The sequence below is a fragment of the Serratia sp. 25CWL12 genome, from assembly GCF_055790885.1.
Genome location: NZ_CM147698.1, coordinates 3,603,074 through 3,625,861, shown reverse-complemented (window position 1 = coordinate 3,625,861; position 22,788 = coordinate 3,603,074). Strand labels below are relative to the sequence as shown.

General features: G+C 48.4%; 20 protein-coding genes, 2 pseudogenes and 1 CRISPR repeat array. Of the genes and pseudogenes, 13 read left to right on the top strand and 9 right to left on the bottom strand.

Going from position 1 to position 22,788, the window contains the following annotated elements:
* Positions 1 to 12: 12 nt before the first annotated feature.
* From ACX9GV_RS15650 to ACX9GV_RS15640, 3 genes are all read right to left on the bottom strand, one after another.
* Positions 13 to 630: a TetR/AcrR family transcriptional regulator gene (locus ACX9GV_RS15650; protein WP_023492804.1), complete on the bottom strand. Its 618-nt coding sequence runs from the start codon at positions 628 to 630 to the stop codon at positions 13 to 15.
* Positions 631 to 747: 117 nt separating this feature from the next.
* Positions 748 to 1,437 (bottom strand): RES family NAD+ phosphorylase, encoded by a 690-nt coding sequence (locus ACX9GV_RS15645; RefSeq protein ID WP_473196140.1) that lies wholly within the window; start codon positions 1,435 to 1,437, stop codon positions 748 to 750.
* Positions 1,434 to 1,841 (bottom strand): MbcA/ParS/Xre antitoxin family protein, encoded by a 408-nt coding sequence (locus ACX9GV_RS15640; RefSeq protein ID WP_473196139.1) that lies wholly within the window; start codon positions 1,839 to 1,841, stop codon positions 1,434 to 1,436. The genes ACX9GV_RS15645 and ACX9GV_RS15640 overlap by 4 nt, the downstream gene beginning before the upstream one ends.
* A gap of 544 nt (positions 1,842 to 2,385) precedes the next feature.
* On the opposite strand from ACX9GV_RS15640, the gene ACX9GV_RS15635 reads away from it, so the two are divergent.
* The 11 genes from ACX9GV_RS15635 to ACX9GV_RS15585 all read left to right on the top strand — a co-directional run bounded on the left by ACX9GV_RS15635 (position 2,386) and on the right by ACX9GV_RS15585 (position 14,417).
* Positions 2,386 to 3,225 (top strand): WYL domain-containing protein, encoded by an 840-nt coding sequence (locus ACX9GV_RS15635; RefSeq protein WP_081878529.1) that lies wholly within the window; start codon positions 2,386 to 2,388, stop codon positions 3,223 to 3,225.
* A gap of 171 nt (positions 3,226 to 3,396) precedes the next feature.
* Entirely contained in the window at positions 3,397 to 6,012 is a 2,616-nt protein-coding gene (gene cas3, locus ACX9GV_RS15630; protein WP_473196138.1) for a CRISPR-associated helicase Cas3', read from the top strand.
* Positions 6,013 to 6,015: 3 nt separating this feature from the next.
* Entirely contained in the window at positions 6,016 to 7,593 is a 1,578-nt protein-coding gene (gene casA / locus ACX9GV_RS15625) for a type I-E CRISPR-associated protein Cse1/CasA (protein ID WP_473196137.1), read from the top strand.
* A 13-nt stretch (positions 7,594 to 7,606) separates the two neighbouring features.
* Entirely contained in the window at positions 7,607 to 8,173 is a 567-nt protein-coding gene (gene casB, locus ACX9GV_RS15620) for a type I-E CRISPR-associated protein Cse2/CasB (protein WP_023491380.1), read from the top strand.
* The gene (cas6e, locus tag ACX9GV_RS15615; RefSeq protein WP_473196136.1) at positions 8,166 to 8,813 is read left to right on the top strand and encodes a type I-E CRISPR-associated protein Cas6/Cse3/CasE; all 648 of its coding nucleotides are present in this window, start codon (positions 8,166 to 8,168) and stop codon (positions 8,811 to 8,813) included. The genes casB and cas6e overlap by 8 nt, the downstream gene beginning before the upstream one ends.
* Positions 8,814 to 8,844: 31 nt before the next feature.
* The gene (cas7e, locus tag ACX9GV_RS15610; protein ID WP_473196135.1) at positions 8,845 to 9,879 is read left to right on the top strand and encodes a type I-E CRISPR-associated protein Cas7/Cse4/CasC; all 1,035 of its coding nucleotides are present in this window, start codon (positions 8,845 to 8,847) and stop codon (positions 9,877 to 9,879) included.
* An 11-nt stretch (positions 9,880 to 9,890) separates the two neighbouring features.
* Complete coding sequence (gene cas5e, locus ACX9GV_RS15605; protein WP_473196134.1) at positions 9,891 to 10,607, top strand: type I-E CRISPR-associated protein Cas5/CasD; 717 nt, start codon at positions 9,891 to 9,893, stop codon at positions 10,605 to 10,607.
* Positions 10,607 to 11,482 carry a type I-E CRISPR-associated endonuclease Cas1e gene (gene cas1e / locus ACX9GV_RS15600; RefSeq protein WP_473196133.1) on the top strand — a complete coding sequence of 292 codons (876 nt, stop codon included), beginning with the start codon at positions 10,607 to 10,609 and terminating at the stop codon, positions 11,480 to 11,482. Before cas5e ends, cas1e begins: the two co-directional genes overlap by 1 nt.
* Complete coding sequence (gene cas2e, locus ACX9GV_RS15595; protein ID WP_023491387.1) at positions 11,460 to 11,747, top strand: type I-E CRISPR-associated endoribonuclease Cas2e; 288 nt, start codon at positions 11,460 to 11,462, stop codon at positions 11,745 to 11,747. The genes cas1e and cas2e overlap by 23 nt, the downstream gene beginning before the upstream one ends.
* A 47-nt stretch (positions 11,748 to 11,794) precedes the next feature.
* A CRISPR array of direct repeats spans positions 11,795 to 13,716; the repeat unit is 28 nt; unit sequence GTCTTCCCCACGCACGTGGGGGTGTTTC.
* A gap of 63 nt (positions 13,717 to 13,779) precedes the next feature.
* Complete coding sequence (locus ACX9GV_RS15590; RefSeq protein ID WP_473198049.1) at positions 13,780 to 13,911, top strand: hypothetical protein; 132 nt, start codon at positions 13,780 to 13,782, stop codon at positions 13,909 to 13,911.
* A 296-nt stretch (positions 13,912 to 14,207) separates the two neighbouring features.
* Positions 14,208 to 14,417 (top strand): YdgH/BhsA/McbA family protein, encoded by a 210-nt coding sequence (locus ACX9GV_RS15585; RefSeq protein ID WP_473196132.1) that lies wholly within the window; start codon positions 14,208 to 14,210, stop codon positions 14,415 to 14,417.
* A 190-nt stretch (positions 14,418 to 14,607) separates the two neighbouring features.
* On the opposite strand, the gene argC is transcribed toward ACX9GV_RS15585, so the two are convergent.
* From argC to ACX9GV_RS15570, 3 genes are all read right to left on the bottom strand, one after another.
* Positions 14,608 to 15,546 carry an N-acetyl-gamma-glutamyl-phosphate reductase gene (argC, locus tag ACX9GV_RS15580; RefSeq protein WP_473196131.1) on the bottom strand — a complete coding sequence of 313 codons (939 nt, stop codon included), beginning with the start codon at positions 15,544 to 15,546 and terminating at the stop codon, positions 14,608 to 14,610.
* 454 nt (positions 15,547 to 16,000) lie between these two features.
* Positions 16,001 to 16,744, bottom strand: a complete 744-nt coding sequence (locus ACX9GV_RS15575) for a hypothetical protein (RefSeq protein ID WP_473196130.1) — start codon at positions 16,742 to 16,744, stop codon at positions 16,001 to 16,003.
* 311 nt (positions 16,745 to 17,055) lie between these two features.
* Positions 17,056 to 17,913 carry an SDR family oxidoreductase gene (locus tag ACX9GV_RS15570; protein ID WP_473196129.1) on the bottom strand — a complete coding sequence of 286 codons (858 nt, stop codon included), beginning with the start codon at positions 17,911 to 17,913 and terminating at the stop codon, positions 17,056 to 17,058.
* A gap of 105 nt (positions 17,914 to 18,018) precedes the next feature.
* On the opposite strand from ACX9GV_RS15570, the gene ACX9GV_RS15565 reads away from it, so the two are divergent.
* Entirely contained in the window at positions 18,019 to 18,366 is a 348-nt protein-coding gene (locus tag ACX9GV_RS15565) for a winged helix-turn-helix transcriptional regulator (RefSeq protein WP_023492040.1), read from the top strand.
* A gap of 229 nt (positions 18,367 to 18,595) precedes the next feature.
* Here ACX9GV_RS15565 and ACX9GV_RS15560 read toward each other — a convergent pair whose 3' ends face one another.
* Together ACX9GV_RS15560 and tnpA are read right to left on the bottom strand one after the other, a co-directional pair.
* Positions 18,596 to 20,626 (bottom strand): alpha-amylase, encoded by a 2,031-nt coding sequence (locus ACX9GV_RS15560; protein WP_473196128.1) that lies wholly within the window; start codon positions 20,624 to 20,626, stop codon positions 18,596 to 18,598.
* 185 nt (positions 20,627 to 20,811) lie between these two features.
* Positions 20,812 to 21,089, bottom strand: a pseudogene (gene tnpA, locus ACX9GV_RS15555) (IS200/IS605 family transposase); the annotation flags it as partial.
* 44 nt (positions 21,090 to 21,133) lie between these two features.
* Here tnpA and ACX9GV_RS15550 point away from each other — a divergent pair.
* Positions 21,134 to 21,661: pseudogene (locus ACX9GV_RS15550) on the top strand (ExeA family protein); the annotation flags it as partial.
* A 205-nt stretch (positions 21,662 to 21,866) separates the two neighbouring features.
* Here the strand turns inward: ACX9GV_RS15550 and ACX9GV_RS15545 are convergent.
* Entirely contained in the window at positions 21,867 to 22,784 is a 918-nt protein-coding gene (locus ACX9GV_RS15545) for an AEC family transporter (protein WP_473196127.1), read from the bottom strand.
* Positions 22,785 to 22,788: the final 4 nt, after the last annotated feature.

The following is a 22,788-nucleotide window of genomic DNA, read 5'->3' as shown; positions in this document are numbered from 1 at the left end:
GTTGTCTATTCCTTAAGTGGATCGGGTTTTTTCAATCAAAAGCATCAATGTATTCACGGTGTTTTTTGCCAGCAATTCAGCGTTAAGCCCTACATCAGGGGTTCGCTGTTGTGCCATCAGAAGAGCTGCGCCATGGACAGTGGACCAAAGAGTAAACGCAACATCATTTGAATCTTGTTCTGGTAAATAGCCCATTTGCTGAATTTCTATGACGTTATTACGTAGCAATGTCAGTGCTTTTTGTGCTGGATCAGCAGAAAAGGGTTGGGTATCTATTTCTTCTATTTGGGGAGGGAAAAACATCAAGCGGTACAACGCGGGATTTTCAGCGGCAAAAATGAGATAGGCCTCCCCACCTTCTCGAAGGCGTGCTAGGGCGTCATTTTTATGGCGTGTTAGCAGACCAAGCTTATGGGAATAAAGCCGCTGAAAGCCTTCATCATGTACCGCCCTAAGCAAAGCGTTACGATTACGAAAATGGTTGTAAAGCGCAGGGCCACGACAACCGATTCTATTGGCAATTTCCGCCATCGTGATGCTTGAGGCGTCTTTTTCCGAAAGCAATTCAATTGCCACCTCTATTGCTCGACGAGGGATATCAAGAGACTGCTGTTTAAGAGGGCGAGCCACAATAGAGTTCCTAGAGTTGAAAATTAAATTAATGACATTAATTTAATTTCATTAATTTAATTTTTCAAGAAAATTTTCATGCTGATACCGCTACTCGCGGTTAACTGCTTGATAAACTTAACCGCGAGTAATCTGATTGACGGAGATAATGCCGTTATCCCAGATAATCTGGTGTAGGGAAGAAGGAACAATGCGGGTGAGGGTTCTGGGGGTAAATAGCCCCCAGCAGATCCCCCCGGGATGGCGCACGGAACGATAGGTGATGCCAATCTCATGGGCGCTACGCAACTCCGCCCCTAATTGTTGTGCAGCTCGGTAGTCCGTTGAGTGATAGTAGGGGTGTTCCAGCGGCAGATTGGTGATATCGGCAAATGTAGAATCACTGAGCTCAGTGTTCAGGCAGCGGTATTCGAAGCATTCAAACTTAAGCTCGGGCACCTTGCGCCAGTAGCGTTCACAGTGATAGGACACTTCAGCAATGGCGGTCTTTTTGCTCTCTGCGATGTAGTAGACCCCGTAGTCGCCATTGGAAAAACGGCTCCCGTCAGGGTTGACGTGGGTAAAGGCGGCCATGGCGTAGTGCGCCCCCGGAATCCCCAATACCCACTCTTCACGTGCCAGCAAATTGAGATTCCCCACTTGGTTTGCCAAGCGTGGATTGGTGATTTGTTGGATCTCAAACAGAATATCGAACTCTTCCGGGCTGGCGACGTCAGCAAACACCGAAACCGCTGGGTATTTAGTATGGATCAGGCGATAGCCACGCAGCGGCACGACAGCGGTGCGCGGGATCTCGGGGTGGATCATCCGACCAACCCGCCACGCAGTACATCGACACGTTTAGCCACTTCATGTAGATGACCAAACTCACCGTTTTCGATCAACGAGAGCGGGGTAGTGCCATTGAAGAAGGGATTATGGTTCTTCATGGTCATAAAACCGTAAATGTTCTCTGGGTTGTTGAACACAATACGCAGGGCGGAATGGATATTCAGCAGATAACTGATTCGGGTCAGTTGGTCATGGCTCAACGAAGCGGTTTTAGTTTCCCCATGGCGGTACTTGTAGAACGTAGCCTTAGAGAGTTGCAGAATATTTTGTTGCTGCTCCGCCGTACAGCCCCATTTATCCATAATTTCCATCGCCGCCCTCACCGCCACTAGGTCACGATTAGCATTGGTTTTAGCAACGGTGTTGAGATGCTTTTTCATCTCATTCTCCTGGTTCCTATTGGTGAATCAGTTGGTCTTATGGTAGACAATTTAATGGTATTTGTCTATTTGAAGACTGGGTGCTTACTGGTAATACGTCTTGCTAGCCAGAAATTATTCGGGCTGCTATTTATCCAGGCGACTGATTGGACCAAATCGGTTACCTGGCCAAGGTCAGAACGAAAGTCTTTAATGACGGCTATCGTTTGTTCAGTTGCAGTCACCACTGAGTGAGATTTTTTCTCTTGTATGTGGTGAAGCTAATGTATTGGTTCCCAAATTGATGCTGTAGGTTGATTTTTAGGCTGGTATAGTTTAGCTTCGTAAAAGTTTTTAGCCTATATTCACGGCTAATAATGAGCCAAGAAAACAAGGGTGATTCACCTCAAGGATAGTCTGGCTTTACCACGCTACGCCACTGTTCGGTCATAAAAAGTGTATTCAGTTTCTAATGGCGATCAAAAGTTCGCCTTATTCACAGTGCATAATAACCAGTTATGCTGTAGTTGACCTCGCATGAGGTTCGATGTTCCATGGAGGGCATATGAGTAGTGCCAAGCTAGCTCACGAACGATTCGCATTTTTGGAGATGCTGGCCTTTTGGATGGGAGAAGTACGTAATAGAGATCTTGAAAATCAGTTCAGCATAACCCGACAACAGGCCTACAAAGACATTGTTCACTATCAAAATTTACACCCCAATCACCTCCTTAAGCTAGATAAAGCACATTACGCCTTTGCTGATGATAAACAGCCTCAATATTTTCATGGTGGGTTAGATGATTTTCTTGCCTGGCTTGAAACCGGCTATTTTATATTGGCTCCCCGATTACTCAATTCCTGTGTAACTCGACTTGAATTACCTGAACGCAAAGTACCACGTCAAGTCATTACGACTTTAATGAAAGCTATTCATCAACACTTACGAATAGAAGTGAACTATATATCCTTGTCTAATCCCGAAAGTGAGGGGCGGATTTTCAGTCCACACAGCATTATCAAAGCGGGAAGCCGCTTCCATGTCCGTGGATATTGTGAGAAATCTCAAGGATTTCGTGACCTTGTTTTGAGTCGGTTCCGTGAGAATGCAGCAATTGAAGGTTCATCGCCCCACTCCATCGTTCAAGATGAAGCCTGGCAGACTTATGTCACATTAATACTATCACCTGATCCGAGGTTAACTCTCGCCCAACGAGAAGTTCTCGCCAACGACTACCAAATGGAAAATAACCAACTTCATATAAAAACCCGTGCAGCCCTTGCCGATTACTTACTGAAAGAATTGCAGGTGAACACTAAATATCTTGACGGAAAACCCGAAGCTCAACAACTGGTGTTGGTAAACAGAGATGACATCAAGCAATGGCTTTTTAACAGTTGGTGAGTGTGTAGGTAATAGATTAGTAATCTCAGTTAACCTGAATTTCTGTACAGTATTGTGAAGGGTTTTTATTAGTAGCAAGCTCTCACTCCAATGACAAACCTTATTTGGCTATGTCTTATGAAATCAGTTTAACGTCCGTGGATAAACGCCTTTAGGTAAGGATGATTAATAGTGAGATTCTCAACAAAATCGCCTGCGCAAACCGACAATATAGCCTCTGCAATTTGCTTCGAAAAGTGCCCGGCTAAAACACGGATGCTAAGTGATGGAACCTCGATTCAAGGGCGTTCGGTGCTGAGCCACTGCCAGATTGTAGGTGAAGTTGCTCGCCAACTGATATCGCGTTTCCCACAACCTATGCAATACCGTTTATTTCCGAAAGGGAGTGAAATGGCAGCCGGCAGTCATGATATCGGCAAGGTCAGCCCGACTTTTGTGGCAAAGATCCTTTCAGCTTGCGGTATCGACTACACAAGGATGCCGGAGTTGGCTGGAGTAAACCCCAAACTAGAGCAACAATGGGGTGGACATGCCGGAGTCAGCCAGGCCACAGCGGAAGATCTTGGAGTACCGAAATATGTTGCCGAAATCCTCGGTCAACACCATGGTTTTAACCCGTCGGTTGATGATAAACGCGGCAACGCAGATGTCTTTGGCGGCCCCAACTGGTTTGACGAACGCAAAAAACTGGTGGTCGCGCTAAAAGAATGCTTTCAATCGGACTGGCCGAAGTTTGATTCCGCAGCTCAGGCACGTGTTGTCGCTGGGTTGACTTCTGTCTCTGACTGGATTGGCTCTGGTGGTTTTTTTGAAAACCCTGATGAAGATTGGCGGCCAAATATCACGGCCGCCTTGAATGATGCTGGTTTTATCAAGCCTATTATTCGCAACGGACTCTCTTTCGCTGAAGTCTTTGATCCCATCAATCTAGCGATGCAACTGCGTGAGCCGCAATCATTGTTTGTGGAACAGGTATCGGGACCAGGGGTATATATTCTTGAAGCCCAGATGGGCATGGGAAAGACCGAGGCTGCTTTGTATGCCGCTTATCAGTTATTGGCACAGGAAAAAGTGACGGGTATTTATTTTGCGCTGCCAACTCAATTAACTTCCAACAAGATTTACGATCGCTTCAATGCCTTTTTGGAGCAAATCATTAGTTCAGCAACCCCTCAACGGGGCTTGTTGCTGCACTCTGGTGCCTGGTTGCTGGATACTGAAATAGGGGAAGAAGGCTGCCCTGGCGGTTCTTGGTTCAACCAAAATAAGCGCGGCTTACTGGCTCCATTTGCCGTCGGCACCATTGATCAGGCGTTAATGGCGGTTATGAACGTCAAACATGGTTTTGTCAGAGCTTTTGGTCTGGCTGGCAAGGTCGTCATCCTGGATGAAGTGCATAGCTATGATCTCTACACGGGAACTATTCTCAACGAACTGGTGGCGTTTCTGCGGCAGATAGACTGCACCGTGATTATTCTCAGTGCGACCCTGAGTCAGGCTCGACGTGAAGCACTATTACAACAGGCTACAACCAGCACAGCTTACCCACTGGTTACGGCTGTAGCTGCGGTGGGGGAACAAAATCAGCTGGTTGAAGTAGGAGTACCGACTGTAGACAATCCTCCAGTAATACTTCAAATGTGCGATAAAAATGAACAAGCACTGGAAGAAGCACTTAAACGGGCAGCTCAGGGCCAACAAGTCTTATGGATTGAAAACACCGTTGCTGAAGCACAACAGCGGTATCTTGATATCGCCAGTCGTGCGATACAGGCGGGGTGCGAAACGGGCTTGCTTCATTCGCGTTTTACCCCCCAACACCGTGCCATCAACGAAGATCTTTGGGTAAACCTCTATGGCCGGGCCGGATGGCCCCAACGTGCAAACTGTGGACGCATTCTGGTGGGTACACAGGTACTGGAACAGTCACTCGACATTGATGCTGACTTTCTGATAACTCGCTTTGCACCCACCGATATGTTGCTACAGCGTCTTGGCCGCCTTTGGCGGCACGCAGACACCCCACGTCATTCCAGCGCCAAACCAGAATGCTGGTTGTTGGCCCCAACGCTGGAGTGTGCACTGGCTAATCCTCACTCTGCTTTTGGCAAAAGCGCCATGGTGTACTCGCCGTATGTGTTGTGCCGCAGCCTTGAAGTCTGGAAAGATATGCAGTCAGTCTGCTTACCATCAGGCATTCGCCCTTTAATTGATCAAACTTATGTCGAGCGAACGGAAAGCGCACAATGGGCTAGCCTGTTACACGAATTGAAAAACGGCAGCCGGTTCCGTACTGGCGAGCAGGCCCAACAAGCCCTCGCCAAACTCACTTTGTCCAAAGGTGGCAAAACATTGCCTGAGCACAAAGCGGACACTCGCTATAGCGACCAGGATACCCATGATTTGTTGTTACTGTGTAATTTACGCTCACAAGATGGAACGACCTATATCCGTTTACTTGATGGCAGCGAATTAACCTTGCCGCATAGCCGCCATCGCCTGACCAAGGCAGAGTGGCGCAAACTGGCTGTAGCACTTAACCAGCAATTAGTACGAGTCAACCCGGCTTATTGCCCACCCAAAAACACGAAACATGAGCTGGAAAAACTGCATCTGAATGAGGTGTTTTATCTTGGCCGACCAGAGGACGACGAAGCTTTGCTGCGTATTGCCATCGTCAGCAAAACGGGAGAATTGCTCACTCAGGATGGCTACCCGGCTGGTGATAAATACCTGCTTGAATACCGTGAAGATCTTGGCTTCCGTGCCATTTCCAATAAGGAATAAACGATGGAAAACCGCTTTAACTTGATTGATGAGCCCTGGATACCGGTTGCGGATGTGGGCCGTGTTAGTCTGAAAGAGATCTTTAGTAACTCGCAATTACGTGCTTTAGGGGGTAACCCTGTTCAGAAAATTGCCATCACCAAATTGTTATTAGCTATCGCTCAGTCCGCTGCAACACCCGATGATGACGATGACTGGAAACATATGGGCTGGCAGGGCATGGCGGATAAGTGTCTAAACTATCTTGAGAAATGGCATGACCGATTTTTTCTATATGGTGAACGGCCATTTTTACAGATGCCTGCTATAAAAACCTTAATAGACAGGAGAGCCTCAGAAAAAATTTTACTTGCTAATACCAAATCAAAAATATTAGAGATTGAATCTTCTAGCAAACCGAAGCCCATAGGTGCTGGATATTACCCTGATATATGGGCTGGTAATAATACCATTCTTTTTCAAACCCTAAGTCCCCAAGATATTAACAATCAGGATTTGGCGATATTTATTATATTGATAATGAACTTTTCTTTTGGGGGAAAAAGAGTTGAAAGTAATATTACAAACCTTTCTGGTAAATTACTTAGTGCTCAGTATTCAGCACCTGCCGGGCCAAGTTTAGGCGGTTTTGTTGGTAACTTGCACTGCTTTGGGTTTACTGAAACACTACTTGAATCCATTTGGTTTAATCTTTTCTCAACGGAACAAATTGCTGAAAGAGTTGTATGGAGTGGTGTTGGCCATCCGCCTTGGGAGGCGATGCCTGAAAAAGAATCAGATGTATCGAGCGAGAAGTATTCAAAAACGTATATGGCAACTCTTATTGCCTTATCCCGTTTTGCTCTACTGCAAGATGGAGATATTTACTATATGGATGGAATTCAATATCCCAAAGTTGCCGATGGTTGGCTGGAAACATCTCTACTTATCAATCAATCTGACGCTGTGCCAAGGCCAATTTATGTCAATCTTGATAAAAAACCCTGGAGGGATTTATCATCATGGTTATCATATTCATCATCGAATGGAGTTGAGTGTGTAGGTTTAAATTGGGTAAAACGGCGCATCAAGAAAGAATCAAGAGTTTTGACTGTATGGGTTGGGGGAATAAAAGTCACCTCTAATTCTGGTGATCAATCTGTCAAACAGCGTGATGAATTTATAGAATCTTATTTTGATATCCACACTGATTACTTAGGGAATATAGAAACCGAGCAGTATAAGTTTGAAATAGCTGAACTTAGCGTCGCTACTTCCTACTTAAAAAAATCTGTTGAAAGATATTTTCACCAAGTCGGTGACCCTAAACCCACAGATGTAAGAAAAAAGACACGAGCCAAAGACGTTTCTTTAATTGCGGAGAAAAGGATGTGGCAGTTGTGTGAGCGCCATTCTCAGCAATTAATTCATGCTTGCTTTAGCAAAGGGAGTAATCCAGAAGATCTATTGTCTTTACGCAAAACCTTCGCTACTTACGCTATCCAAGTATTTGACAAAATCTGCCCAAACGATAGTGCCCGTCAAATGGATGCTTGGGCTCAAGCACGCCCTAACTTTTCCAAATATTTAAAAGCTGACTAAGGAGAAAACCTATATGGATCAGCCAAAGGAAGACACTGCAATCCACACCTCTGCCAAACTATCCCGGGCAGACCGATTCGTCAGCTATGTGATTGATGGCATCAACAAGGACAACGGCTTTGCCGCTCGGCTCAAACGTGCCGACAACCCAGCAACCGAATATCAAAGCTGGGAATTACTGGCTCATTTTGGTGTTGATCTGGAAAAAGAGTGGGAGCGGCTACCCTATTGCATCGTGGGTGCCGCCCTGGCAAAAGCTAAGCCCACGGCGAATGGCAAGTTACCCTTGGGGGCAGCGATTGCCGCCTGCTTTGACGAGGGGAACCAGTCTGATCAGGCTAAAGCACGCCTGCGCCGCCTGCTGGCCTGTACCAGTGCAAGTGAAACTTGTCGTATTTTGCGGCCATTGCTTTCGCTGATGATAAGCCGAGGTGTGACACCTGATTTCGCTCAGTTGTTGGATCAATTGCTGTGGTACTCAGGTAATAGGCAGGAGCAGATTAGAGCTCGTTGGGCGCAAGAGTTCTATCGTCGCACCGCCGAAGTGGACGGAGCAGCAACGGAGCCCACACATGACTGAACTATTTGCCAGTGCCTTACACCTTGATCGTACAGCTGTTAAGGCGTTGAAAATGACCGATGCCTATTCGTTACACCGAGTGGTATACAGCCTATTTTCTGATGAGCGTACTGAAACTGAAAAACACAGCCATATCCAAAGCGGTATTGTTTATGCCGATCAAGGGGGGGACTTTTATAGCCGCAAAGTGTTGATTGTTTCAAACCGAGAACCAACAACACAGGTAGAAGGGCAATACGGTAAAGTGGTAAGCAGGCCAATCGCTGATGCGTTTTTGGCTCATTCACGCTATCGCTTCAAGGTGCAGGTGAACCCGGTACGCAAGGATAAACAGAGTGGTAAACGTGTTGCGGTAAAAGGCCGTGCTGAGATCGCACAATGGTTTATACAGCGCGCCGCCAATAGTTGGGGGTTTGAGGTGGACTCTCAAACCCTACAGGTTGATGCCATTGAAGTACTGCAATTCCAAGACAAGGTTGGTCGCCAGGTCACACTTGGCAAAGCTCATATTCAGGGGCAACTCACCGTGACCAACCTGCAGCAATTTCACAATAGTTTTAAAAATGGCATTGGCAAGGGGCGCGCGTTTGGCTGCGGCTTATTGCAAATAGTGCCCATCATTGATAACCCATTCGCCTGATTGTTAAAGCATCTTTTACAAGGACAATGTTATGACTAACCTATACAAAAATACCCGCATTGAATTCCACATCCTGCAATCATTCCCAGTGACCTGTCTTAACCGTGATGATGTGGGTGCACCCAAGTCAGCCATCATCGGCGGCGTGCCACGTGCTCGTGTTTCATCTCAATGCTGGAAACGAGAAGTACGTCTTGCTATGCCGGACTTTGGTATTAGGCTGGGTATCCGCAGTAAAAAGATAGCCGCTATGTTGACCAATGAGTGTCTGGCACTCGGTGCCAGCGAAGAGCAAGCGGCCCATTGTGGTGAGGCTATGGCGGCATTTTTTTCTGACGATACTTTGTTATTTCTGAGCGAATCTGAAGCCAAAGCATTTGCCATATATGCGCAAGAAAATGGTTTTGAAGTATCGAAGCTGAAAGATAAAGATCTGGTAAAAGTGTCCAAAAAAGTCGTTAACAAAACCTTGGATGCTCTGGATATAGCGTTGTTTGGACGTATGGTCGCCAAAGCACCAGATATGAATGTTGAGGCGGCGGCATCCTTCGCTCATGCTATTTCAACTCATAAAGTAACCAACGAAATAGAGTTTTTTACCGCAGTAGATGATTGTAAAACAGAAGATGAAAGTGGTTCTGCACATATGGGTAGTTTGGAATACAACTCAGCAACTTACTACCGTTATGTGAGCCTTGACCTGGGCCAATTGGAACAGACGTTGGGAGAGGGCTCTGACTTTAAGACTGCCGTAGAGGCCTTTGTAAAGGCGTTGTATGCCGCTGTGCCAAGCGCACGTCAAACAACACAATCTGGTGCCTGCCCGTGGGAATATGCTCGCGTATTGGTGCGTAAAGGGCAACGCCTGCAAGCTTCTTTTGAACAACCAGTCAAAAGTAAAGGCGAAGGTTTCCTCCGTCCCAGCAAAGATGAACTTAACACCTGGCTCGACAAAAAAGAAAAGCTATCTGGCTCGCTGTTTGGCAAACAAGGGGACTATCAATGGGGTGATCACCTTGAATACAGCATCGATAGCCTGATTGCCGATCTACAGTCTCACCTGTAAGGGAGATAACGATGAGCAAATCTACCCAATATATGCTCCTGTGGCTTGAAGGGCCGTTGCAAGCCTGGGGGCATGACTCAAAGTTTGGGGTGCGCGACACACTGAACTTCCCAACACGCTCAGGCATCTTGGGCCTGCTTTGTTGTGCTCGAGGGGCTGGCGGCCCCGAAATCGAATGGTTGGCACAAATGAATAACCTGAGCATGGAGGTACGGTCTTACGCCCGCACTGATGGTAAAGGTCAGCCCTATCTACGTGAGCCCGCCTTGTGCGACTTCCAGATGGTTGGGAGTGGCTACGACGACAGTGACCCTTGGCAAAGTCTGTTGATACCTAAAACGTCTGATGGAAAAAAGGCTGTTGGTGGCGGTACCAAAATGACCTATCGCTACTACTTGCAGGACTCGGCTTTCGCCGTGGTATTGGAGGTACCTCAGACGCAAGCGGAATCATTATCTGACGTTTTGCAAAATCCAGTGTGGGATTTGTATCTGGGCCGCAAAAGTTGTGTACCAACCGAGCTGATTTATCAGGGTTTATTTGAGGACACTGACGCTGCCTGGCAACAGGCAAAAACGTTGGCAGATAACAAACAGCGGTTACTTAGCTACGCGGTCATTGAGGGGGAAGCCGACGGCGATATTATTACCTTAAACGATGTCCCCGTGCAGTTCGGCCAGCATAAGCGTTATCGGGATCGACGGGTGACATTGCTGGAGTTCGGCTAATGGCTAAGGGAGAGCGACTGTTTGTCAAGGTGACACGTGAATCATTGCCCCAGGTAAAAGACAAATATCCCTTCTTATATCTGGAACGTGGGCGATTAGAGATTGATGACAGCAGCGTTAAGTGGGTTGACTCGGAGGCTAATGTGGTACCGATACCTGTTGCAACTATCAACACATTGCTACTCGGCCCAGGCACCACAGTGACCCATGAAGCGATAAAAACGGCAGTTGCAGCTAACTGCTCTGTTTGCTGGGTGGGAGAGGATAGTCTGCTATTTTATGCTGCAGGTTTTCTTCCCACCGCCGATACACGCAATCTTAAATTACAGATGGCTCTTGCCAGTAATGAGGAGTCTTCTCTTAAGATCGCCCGGACGATGTTTGCAAAACGTTTTCCCGATGCTGAACTGGATGGTAAGAGTTTAAACAGCATGATGGGGATGGAAGGTAATCGGGTACGGGCGTTGTATCAGCAAAAAGCTGAAGAGTATGGCGTAGGTTGGAAAGGACGCCAGTTCACACCAGGCAAGTTTCAATTGAGTGATTTAACCAATCAAGTGCTAACCGCCACCAATGCGGCGCTTTATGGCATATTATGTTCGGCTGTGCACGCTATGGGATATTCTCCTCATATTGGATTTATTCATTCCGGCAGTCCATTACCGTTTGTGTATGATTTAGCTGACCTTTACAAGGAAAAACTGTGTATTGATTTGGCATTTTCTCTCTCTCGAGAAATGGCCGGCCGATATGATAAACACAAAGTCTCCGACGAATTCAGAAAGCGGGTTATTGCCATTGATTTGCTCAATCAGATCACAACTGATGTTAATGAGTTGATGGGGGTTAAATATGCTCGTCGTACTCGCAAATGACTTACCACCAGCAGTTCGTGGGCGTATGAAACTCTGGTTCGTAGAGCCTCGCCCGAATGTGTTCGTATCGGGTGTGAAAGATTCTGTCGCACAAACAGTGGTTGATTATTTGATGCAGTATTCGCCAGCAGAGTCAGGTCTTATGCTGTTTAGAAGTATTCCTCAACCGCCAGGTTACGAAATTCGTTACAAAGGAGAGGTGAGGAAACCGATCATTAATATCAGTGGATTACAACTTATTATCGAAACCCTGAAATCCTCATAATCCACAAATATAGTGTTTTAATTACCGCTCTTTCACAATATATTGGTGTCTTCCCCACGCACGTGGGGGTGTTTCCGCCTTGGTGCTGCCATTGAAGATTACTGGAGTGTCTTCCCCACGCACGTGGGGGTGTTTCTATTCTGCGCGAACTCAGGGAACTGACGTCGAAGTCTTCCCCACGCACGTGGGGGTGTTTCTGTAGTGGTCATGCTGTCTGCATTAATTGACGCGTCTTCCCCACGCACGTGGGGGTGTTTCCAGCCTGACGGACCGGACAAACAAACCGCGCCCGTCTTCCCCACGCACGTGGGGGTGTTTCTACTTTAACCCCGAAGCCGTTAATGCAAGCCCGGTCTTCCCCACGCACGTGGGGGTGTTTCTGCTAGCAGAGCAACAAGCAGCCGATGGCGCGTAGTCTTCCCCACGCACGTGGGGGTGTTTCCAAGCGGGTGGCGTTGATATTAAATAACCTCAGGTCTTCCCCACGCACGTGGGGGTGTTTCTAGTATCGTACTGGCGGTAAAGCTGCCACCATTGTCTTCCCCACGCACGTGGGGGTGTTTCCCATGGCTAAGACCCCAGAGGGCGACGTACAGAGTCTTCCCCACGCACGTGGGGGTGTTTCCGGTAGCGGCGTGCCGTTCGGATATGTCGCCTAAGTCTTCCCCACGCACGTGGGGGTGTTTCTACGCTGTCGCAGGCATAAGCCCGGCGTTAATGGTCTTCCCCACGCACGTGGGGGTGTTTCCGCTGCGTAGTGGCGAGCTGCTGGATGCCGTTCGTCTTCCCCACGCACGTGGGGGTGTTTCTATTATTTTTCCACCATTGATGGTGAATGCGAGGGTCTTCCCCACGCACGTGGGGGTGTTTCTTTTAGACCCCTGTGAAGTCAACTTTGAAGGTTGTCTTCCCCACGCACGTGGGGGTGTTTCTTCGATCTTGCTCGGCTTCCCACTCAGTTAGTGGTCTTCCCCACGCACGTGGGGGTGTTTCCCATGAGCCCCGTCTTTTTTGGCGGGGCAAGCCGTCTTCCCCACGCACGTGGGGGTGTTTCTAAAACACAGAGGCAAAAAGCCACTGCCCACACGTCTTCCCCACGCACGTGGGGGTGTTTCTACCATCACCTGATCTTGAGTAGAGAGATCTACGTCTTCCCCACGCACGTGGGGGTGTTTCTCATCAACTGGCGTTACCGGGCAGGCTGAAAGGGTCTTCCCCACGCACGTGGGGGTGTTTCTGGTCACCCAGACGAGACTTGAACTCGTGACCTGTCTTCCCCACGCACGTGGGGGTGTTTCCAACAGCTACCAGAGCGCTCAGGGGTCAATCTAGTCTTCCCCACGCACGTGGGGGTGTTTCTGGCACTGACAGATGAGCAGCGCAGATGGCTTGGTCTTCCCCACGCACGTGGGGGTGTTTCTATTTTTACGTACCCGCCCTATCTTCTTCCAGAGTCTTCCCCACGCACGTGGGGGTGTTTCTTATGCTGGGAATCGACAACCAAAGCGGCGCGAGTCTTCCCCACGCACGTGGGGGTGTTTCTAGTATCGCGGATCATATCGTGTTCCTCATTTTGTCTTCCCCACGCACGTGGGGGTGTTTCTACATCTCAATCGGCGTTATGCTGCTAGCGCTGGTCTTCCCCACGCACGTGGGGGTGTTTCTTGCCAGCGGGAGTATGCAGCATGAGCGTATGGGTCTTCCCCACGCACGTGGGGGTGTTTCTTTGGATCCGATCCATCTTTGGGGCGGAACATCGTCTTCCCCACGCACGTGGGGGTGTTTCTCATGGGTGACAGAGCAGAGCGCCGCATGGATAGTCTTCCCCACGCACGTGGGGGTGTTTCTCACATGCGCGGCACGACGACCAAGATTACTGAGTCTTCCCCACGCACGTGGGGGTGTTTCCTATCCTCGCCATCGCGAGGTGGGGCCACAACGGTCTTCCCCACGCACGTGGGGGTGTTTCTGCGCCTTTAAGGCAGCTGCGACAGGCCAAACGCTAAAATCTGCTGAGTTCCGGTTCTACAACATCAACGATGCTGGACAAGAAGTGGAGTATTACCGGATCTCACTGGAGAATGTGAAGGTGATTTCAGTCAGTCCGGTGATGCACGATACACGGGGTTGTCGAGGCACAGGCCATATGGAGAAGTTGCCCTGAACTATGAGAAAATCACTCACCTGTACAAAAACGGTAATCTGTTAGCTCATGACTCCTGGAGCGAACGTCCAACGGCGTAACTCAAAGTCCTCCGGGGCTTTTTTCTTTTGTACCACCCAGCAGGATTGAACATAACACCCGCTCTCTGCACTGCACTTTCGCTCGCCATTATCGTTCATTTTTTTTGAATAAAATACGCAAATCGTTTCGATTTTAATTATCTCATGGTCGTCATATCATTTATCACATCAGGGAAAACCCCCTAAACCAAACAAAATAACTTAAGGAATACGACCATGAAATCCATCAAAACTTTAGTTGCTGTTGCTGCCATCTCCATGATGTCTTTCGGTGCTTTTGCTCAGAGCGTCAGTGCTACAGCTTCCACTCTTGATAGCGCAGAAGTTAAAATTGCAGCACAGGCAGCTAAACAGGGTGCGTCATACAAAATCACTAGCGCTCATTTCAATAACGGCGTCCATATGACAGCTAAATTGACCAAATAAGAGTGGTCGCTGAGGGAACAGCCGGAATAGGCCACTGAGTGTGGCTGTTCTGCCCCCCCCCTCAATACATAAAAAAGCCACCTAAGCGAAGCGGGACGCTGGATCTAGATGGTTGCCGATCAGTCTCTCCAAAGCTGATATTTCATCAAATCCCCTCCGTAAAAAAACGAGAGGGGAATTGGTGCTGTGTTTACTGGCTTACATTATTTAACATGATATTTAAATTCTGTATTGCAGCGCGGGAGGCTCCTTTTCCGAGGTTATCGAATACCGCTGCCAAAAGAATTTGTCCGGCCTCTTCATTGGCGAACACATAAATATCGAGAGAATTTGTGCCATTCAAATATTCTGGGTCTAACTGCGTCACCTTTGCAGCCTGTTCCACTGGAATAACATTGATGTGCTCAGCGTCTGAATAAAATTCAGACAGGCAGTCATGGATCTGTTTCGCGCTGATACCGGCCTGCAAAAGTCTTACATGCAGAGGTACATACAGGACTATTCCTTGCCGGTATTTTCCGTAAGAAGGCGTGAATAAGGGGGGATAGGTTAATAATGCCTGTTGTTGCATTTCCGGAACGTGCTTATGCTTCAGACTCAAACCATATCCACGAAAAGCCGCGCTGACCGGCTCGGGATGGATTGGATCTTCATAGGCTTCAATCAATGAACGTCCGGAACCGGAATAGCCGGAAATGGCATGTACATTAACAGGGTAATCACGTGGAACCATGCCCCGTTCAGTAAGAGGACGCAGCAAAGCAATAGCCCCTGTAGGATAGCAGCCGGGGTTAGTGACTCTGTTGGCCTCCGCAATCAACGCCGCTTGGCCGGAGGTCAGTTCTGGCAGACCGTAAACCCAACCAGGGGTAGAACGATGAGCCGAGCTTGCATCCAGAATTCGCACCCGAGGATTTTTAACCAGTGACACGGATTCACGTGCTGCATCGTCAGGCAGGCATAGAATCGCAATGTCACATTCGTTAAGCGCCTGGCTACGTTTCTGCGGATCCTTGCGTTCTGCACGCGGCAGCTCAAGCAACTCAATGTCATCACGGTTGCTGAGCTGAGAGTGTATCTGCAAACCTGTAGTTCCTGCCTCACCGTCTATAAAAATACGTGGTTTCATAGTGTTAGTGCCAATGTAATGGTGTAATCCAGTTCCGCACGCGGCTTCTTCTCTGGCTGCCTGAAGCTTTATGACGGATTTAAGTCCGTTAACCCCCTAATTTCCATAAATTTGTTCGAAGCGACCTGCCATAGAGTCGCTTTGATCAACATAAGGGACCGGTTTAAAAAACATATCACGTCCAAGCAGTTTCGCTAATGTTAATCTTGACGTAAACGTAGTGGCCAGCAGGCATGACGAGCTCAGTGAAACGACTTTCCGGCTTTCATAGTCGAGTTGGGATGAGTCGAGATAACTACTGTGTAAGCGTAAAGAGCCCAGACCGATACCAAAATTAATAAGCTTTTGTGCTTCATCCATTTCAGGTGAGAGTGGCGAAGTACTCTTCAAAAGACATTGGGTGAGGATCGCAGTAATGTAAGGCACCACCAAATCCGATTGGGCATGAAATCATTTAGTAACCACCGTTCAATTCATCCGGGACTAGGTATTTACCGGCGTCCATAGAAAAGTTAATGGTATACTTTTTGTCAAATTTCTCACTGCCATGAAACCCGGTGGAATGAATCACTAAAGGGTAAAAATCGGTATTCTGCTGCCCATCCGCGACCGAGATTTTGTTTTCCATGCTTTCTGCCTGATTTTTAGCGTCTTGATCATCTGGGTCGATCGCCCCGGTGTTATCCATCCATGACGTCCATTGTACAACCGGGATAAATTTATCTTTGACAACAATATTCAGCGAATCATGAGTTTGTCCATAACCCTGATTCATTGCACTCATTGATTCGTGTATTGCCCATTTCCCTTGCCCTATAGTAATAACGTCTTGAAATTGACCTCCACTCTCCTGTTCGGTCGCCAGCAGAGAAAATCCCTGCGCGGTTTTTGCAAGAACATAGTAATCAGTGGGGAGCGGTGCATTAGCATATGCTATTTCACTGACATCAGGGCACATGACAATAAGATATTGTGGCGGTTGTTGGCTAACCAATTTGTTATAGCAAATGGAATAATCCAGTGCGTCAGTTTCGTCTGGATTATTTACTTTTTTATGCCAAGGGTAATCTTTGTTACTTCCCTTTTGATAAAAATGAGCAATAAGATCATCTGCGGTATTATAATTATTGCCCGCAAATACATGCTCGGAAAAAGCGATGGGTAGTAATACTATTATGCGCATCAAGGGGTTTAGCATACTCATACTCCACTTTCTGACCTGATGTTAAATATGTCACCGTCAAAACCTAGGGCAACAGGAATGAATGTTGATTTTCGTTCCCTGCCTTGCCCATTTCAGACGGTATCTGGGGGGCTTTTCAAGTGTTCTAGCGGCTAAAGGGCTTTATGCCTACTGACTCCGCTTGCGAATGCTAAAAATTTACGCTCACTGACATTGTAAAACAAGCGTTGTTCTTCTTTATCAAGAGCATGTGGGGGCAGATTTTTGGCCTCCCAACCCGTTGGTTCGGCTCCAGCCATCTTCATCGTGCTGGATGTACACACCTTTCAGCTCAGTGTCTCAGTCAGCCATCTTTCGACATTTCTCGGAATGATGTTCAGTAACTGCTGTGCGCTAGTGGCGGGTGAGATAGTATTGCCGGGTGCTTGCCATAGCGCCTGGTACAGACCAACCACGGCGTTAGCGGCAGGTCCGATCAATGGTTCGACTAATTTACCGAAATCTTGGGGTTCCATACTTTCGAATATGACATCACGGCCAAGATATTTAGCCATGCCAAGCGCCAGATCAGCCCCCTGCATTCCAGGCAACTGACCAACGCCAACAACGCCAGTTATCTCCAGCTGATTAAATAGACGCTCTGCAACTTCCGCCACATCAAGATGCGAACTCCAGGACACCGGGAAATCGGACCGAAGAGGATAACGTAATGCACCCTCGGATTGCGCTGGACCGAAGACCATCGGTAGTAGCAGATTTTCCAGATACAAGCGAGGAGCTACAACCGCGGTAGAAATGCCAGTCTTCTGCACTCCGTCGATCAGGATAGCTATCGCCGAGTCATCGGGAGCCTGAAGTGGTGAGCCTGGCTCGTCAATAATGATACCACTGGTCGAAATAACGACACGTTTTGGTCTGGCTAATTTGACGGCCTGAGCAATATTGTGTGCATAAGTAACACGGTCTGCTTCAGCAGCTAGCGGCAAATGAATAAATACACCCTCCGCTCCACGGTAGGCAGTAACCAAGGAGTCGATAGACGCATTATCAATTTGTATGCTCGGCATACCGGAAAGTTTGTCTGTGTTTCGTACTGCGGCAATCGCCTGCTTGCCTGACTGCTGAAGTCGTTTAAACAGTGGAGCCCCTTGAGCCCCTGTTGCGCCATGAACAATGTAAGCCATAAGAATTATCCTAAGTGAAATAAAGTAGGGTGAAGTAATATACTGAAACTCCATTGTTGCATATACTGCACCAGTTACATCAACTGCACTAATAGGAAATTTTTCATGTTTCGATCTGAATTTCCGCGTTGCGGCGTAGCCCGATTTCTCATTCTTTTAGACGGTCCTTGGGCCACGCTGATCATACGTGAGCTATTACATGGGCCACATCGATTTACCGAATTGCGTAAAGCTTTACCGGGTATCAGTGCGCATACGCTTACCCACCGGCTTAGACAGTTCGAGCAATACGGCTTGCTCACGCGTAATGCCTTTGCTGAAACACCACCACGGGTTGTTTACGAGTTGACTCCGCTTGGACAAAGCTTACGTGAGGTATTGGAAGCCATGCACCGCTGGGGAGTGGCTTTACCTGAAGAGGTCATTGTTACTGTCACTTCCGAGAACAGGTAGTGTGGTGCTGCTATGATAAAACAGCAGATTGAACTTTATTGATAAAGCTATCACTGTCCACACTTCCTGCTTTGGTAATACTTTCGTGACGTTGGAAAACCAGATCGTTTGCCAGTGCCTGAGACAGTATTCCCCGCGCTAGCGGGGATAAACCGCGACAATAACTGGTGCTTATAAGCGGCTACATTGGCTTTTATCGCCTTGAAGTCGTTGTTAGCAACAACCCAAGTCACGGTTTCCCGGCCCACACCACCATCACCTTGTCATTACCCCACTCACGCACAAAGCCATAACCTTGGGAGAGTGTCACGGTGGTTTGTTTACCCATGCCAATCGCCGGATGGCGGGCACGGAATTGACCCAGTTTCTGCCAGTGCGCTACATTGGCGGCGGCGTTACCGCCAACATCCTGCCAGTTCATCTCTGAGCGTGTGCCTTGCAGAGGATCGGAGCCAGTGGGGCCAAAGGGGCGGGCTGATTCATCACCATAAAAAATTTGCACCGCACCGGGTGCCAGTAACAGTAGTTCTGCGGCTGCGCTCCCACCCTCGCGGAAAAGGCGGGTATCGTGAGAGGAAAGGTAACTCAGCACATTGAACTGCTGGAGTTTGTCTGCCATGGTCTGCCAGGTATCATCAATATCCGCCAAGCAGTCGACGGCTTTTGCGGCCTGATCCTGATAATCAAAGTTAATCATCGCGTCAAAGCCAGCATGATAGTATTTGCTTTCCATCACCCCATGTCCCCAAGCCTCACCTGTCATCCAGAAGTTTCCAGAGTCTGGTGATTTTCCTGGGTTATCGCGTTTCCATACTGCCAGCGAGTTGCTGGCTTGGTTTTTCAGTTGCTGCCACGCAGCCAGCTCCACATGTTTCGCGGTATCGATACGGAAACCATCAATACCGTATTCCCGTACCCATCGGCTAAGCCAGTGAATCAAATAATCGCGTGGCGTATACCCGGCAATGGTTGCAGCCTGGCTATCGTGTTTGTGCTGATAAAACACGGGCAGGCCGGAAGGCTCAGTAGATTCCGTTTTCAGGTCGGGTAAAAAGGAAACGGACATCGTCAAGTCATCGAAGCCAGGCCTGTCGTAATCGCCAATATCGGCACGAACCCACGCGCTTCCCCACCATTTTTGCCAGGCATGTGGATCATTGAAATTGATGTAATCATTAAAGCTGTGCCAGGTTTGTCCTGTGCCTGGCTTCCAGTCATTCCAGTGTGTACCTAAGGTTTTTTTCAGCTCGTCACCTTGCAGATAGAGTGCACCGAACTGATATTGCTGCATATCCGCAAGGGTGGCATAGCCAGTATGGTTCATCACCACATCAAACAGAATACGGATGCCACGTTTGTGTGCTTCATCCACCAGGTTGCGCAGATCAGTCTCACTGCCCATATTGGCGTCAAGACGCGTCCAGTCCATGGGGTAATACCCATGATAAGCGTAATGGGGGAAATCTCCCTGACTGCCACCCCCTATCCAGCCGTGAATTTGCTCAAGTGGTGAGCTGATCCACAGCGCATTAACACCCAACTGTTGTAAATAATCGAGCTTACTGGCAAGACCCTGTAGATCGCCACCATGGAAGGTGGCAATTTCTTGCATGCCATCTTTATGGCGACCATAGCTGTTGTCGTTGTCCGAGTTGCCGTTGACGTAGCGATCAGTTAGCACGAAGTATATCGTGGCATTATGCCAGTTAAAGGGTGCAGGGCTGGCGGTGTCAGCCTGCTCAAGTAGCAGCAGACCATTGCTGTCGGCTGCCGGTTGCAGCGTAATTTTCCCATTTTGTACCTGAGCGATTTGCCCACTGTAAAATTCCCGGACATGGCTGCCCTGAGCAAAGGTATGGCCCACCTCGATGGTTAACGGTTTACCGTCCCAACGTGGGCACTGACGGGCCAAGACTTGTGGTGTCGCGTCGTCCTCGCTGGCGACACTCAACACCAGTGTCGGCGTACTGGCTTGGGTGTCTATTTTGAGCTGGTAGTGGCCATCACGGAAAATGTGCCACTGCGGTGTGGCGTCGTGGCAGGATTCAAGTGGTAAGCTCTGATTGAGCTTAATGGCGGCGGCAGGTTGCCAACACTGTTGGTCAAAATGGATTGTTAAGGGGCGGGTCCCTTTGGGGAGTGATTGCTGGCTAATCCATTGACCGCTACCTGCAGGCGTAAAGGCAGGGAAATCGGCCGCAGTCCATGAGGCAAGTGCCATTGCTGGCAGAAAAAGAGTAGCGAAAACTGCACGTTTCATCCTGACCACCTGTGGTTGCGTTTTGTGCAGTATGCGCCTGTTTTATACAAAAAAACTCATCCATACAGGGAGCTGGGCAGGGAGGATCCGGGGGGAGGATATCTGCACTGCCCATGTAAAGCCAACAGACATCTAACTTCAAGTATGACGAGTATATTGGCAGTAAAAAACTGCCAATTGGGAAATTAATCTTTTATCCGGTGTGCCGTAAAACCCCGTCCTTCAGGGCGAGGATATAAGGCACGGTTTTCTACCTAACTTGGTGTTTGCTGTTGCTCAATGTATTGCCTGATGATGGATATTGGCGATCCGCCGAGCTACTGGCAAAGTAGCTCGGCGTCCACAGAACACCTTTGTAGTAATACCGAGCTGCAATGTCAGGGCGATCACGACGAAGTAATCGGCTAGACACACCCTTGAGGCTGTTAACAAGATTTGATACCGCTAACTTTGGTGGGTAGTTGTAGCGGCTCGCATTTGAAATCAGTCAGGCTCGCATTTACCCACTTGGAAGTCGTGGAAGACGGTGGTGGGCGGCTATCAGTCGTTTTAGCTGGCCACCCAAAACTACGTAATGACCCGAGACGTCCCACGATGGAAGAGATTGGATATCGGACTGATATTTTCACGCTGGACGGCATAGCCGGTAGCCAACGGGAATACATTCAATGGCTGCTAAAAACCAGTATAGGAAAAGGGAAGTCGGAAGAGGTTCTCACTACTGACGCCATTGATTTATTGGCGATGAAACTTCGGACCCCGCTTCAGGTTCAGTTGCATCTGACGCTGGCCCTGGAGGCGGGTTATCAGACGGGAGAAAAGCCAATAACTGCAGCTCTGATCGAATCGGTACTCTCGCGCCAGCTTGACGACCTGGAGCCGACGTTAACACGCCATGGTTATCGCTTGAAAGATATGGTGGAGCAATTTGATGCCAAACCTGCAGAAATCAGAGCCTTGTTCAATAATCAACTCGATCCTGCGCGAACGACAGAACTACGTGATCGGATGCTGGCGGTGGGGTTGCCAATATGACGTTTTTCATTTGCAGTTATTGTGAGCTGATGATGATGAAATGCGAGCCGCTACAGGTAGTAATCAAAGCAGTCGTGGCGGTAACAAAGCGGCTGAAGCCTCTGAAAACGCCATGAAGTTCAGTAACAGTAAATACATGCACATACACCATAGACAAACCATGAACCGAAAACGCCGGGTCAGCTATTGCCGCCCGGCGCCAGTGTTAAAGGGCTACGCTGCCTAGGATGAAGGTGACGGTGATGACCGACAGCAGCGTCGTCGAGGTGATGATGGAGGCCATCGCTTCATGATCGCCGCCCATTTGCCGCGCCAAAATATAAGCGTTGCCGGCGCAAGGGACGGCGGAGTAGAGAATCGCGATGTTGGCCGGCACGCCGGTGGCGCCGAAATAGTGAACCAGTGCAATGGTAATCAAAGGCATTGCCACCAATTTAAGCATGGTCGCATAAGAGATGGAAACCAGCTTGCGGATATTCATGCTGACGATCAGCCCCGCGCCCACCGACATCAGGCTCAGTGGCGTTGCAGCGTTGGACAAATACACGAATAGCTGTTTTATCGCGCCGGTAATGTGTAGGTTGCACAGGTTCATCAGCACCCCCAACAGCGCGCCGATGATCAGTGGGTTTTTCGTCAGTGCCAGCAGCGCGCCACTCAGGCTTTTCTTGCTACCGGTGCCGTAGTGGTTCATCACCAACACACTCATGATATTGGTCAGAATGATCATATATGCCACAAAGAAGCCGGACAGCGCCACCCCCTCACTGCCAAACAGCGATTGTGAGAGTGCGATGAATACATAAGAGTTGTATCTTACTCCGCCCTGAAAAATGGAGGTAAACAGAGCGGATGAAGTATTGAAGAACAGCTTCCCAACGAAAATAATCAGCGCAACAACCAGAGTGGAAATAATGGTCGCCACGACGGGATAAAAACTGTCCGCACCGCTAAAATCCGCCTCACTGATATCTAATATCAATAGTGCCGGAAAAAAAAGGTAATAAACAAGCTTGTCAGAGAAGCCCCAGAATACGGCAACATCTTTAACATATAGCTTGGACAAATAGCCCAATACGATTAACAAAAAAATGGGCAGTATAGAAAGAAAAACGTTTAACATGAAT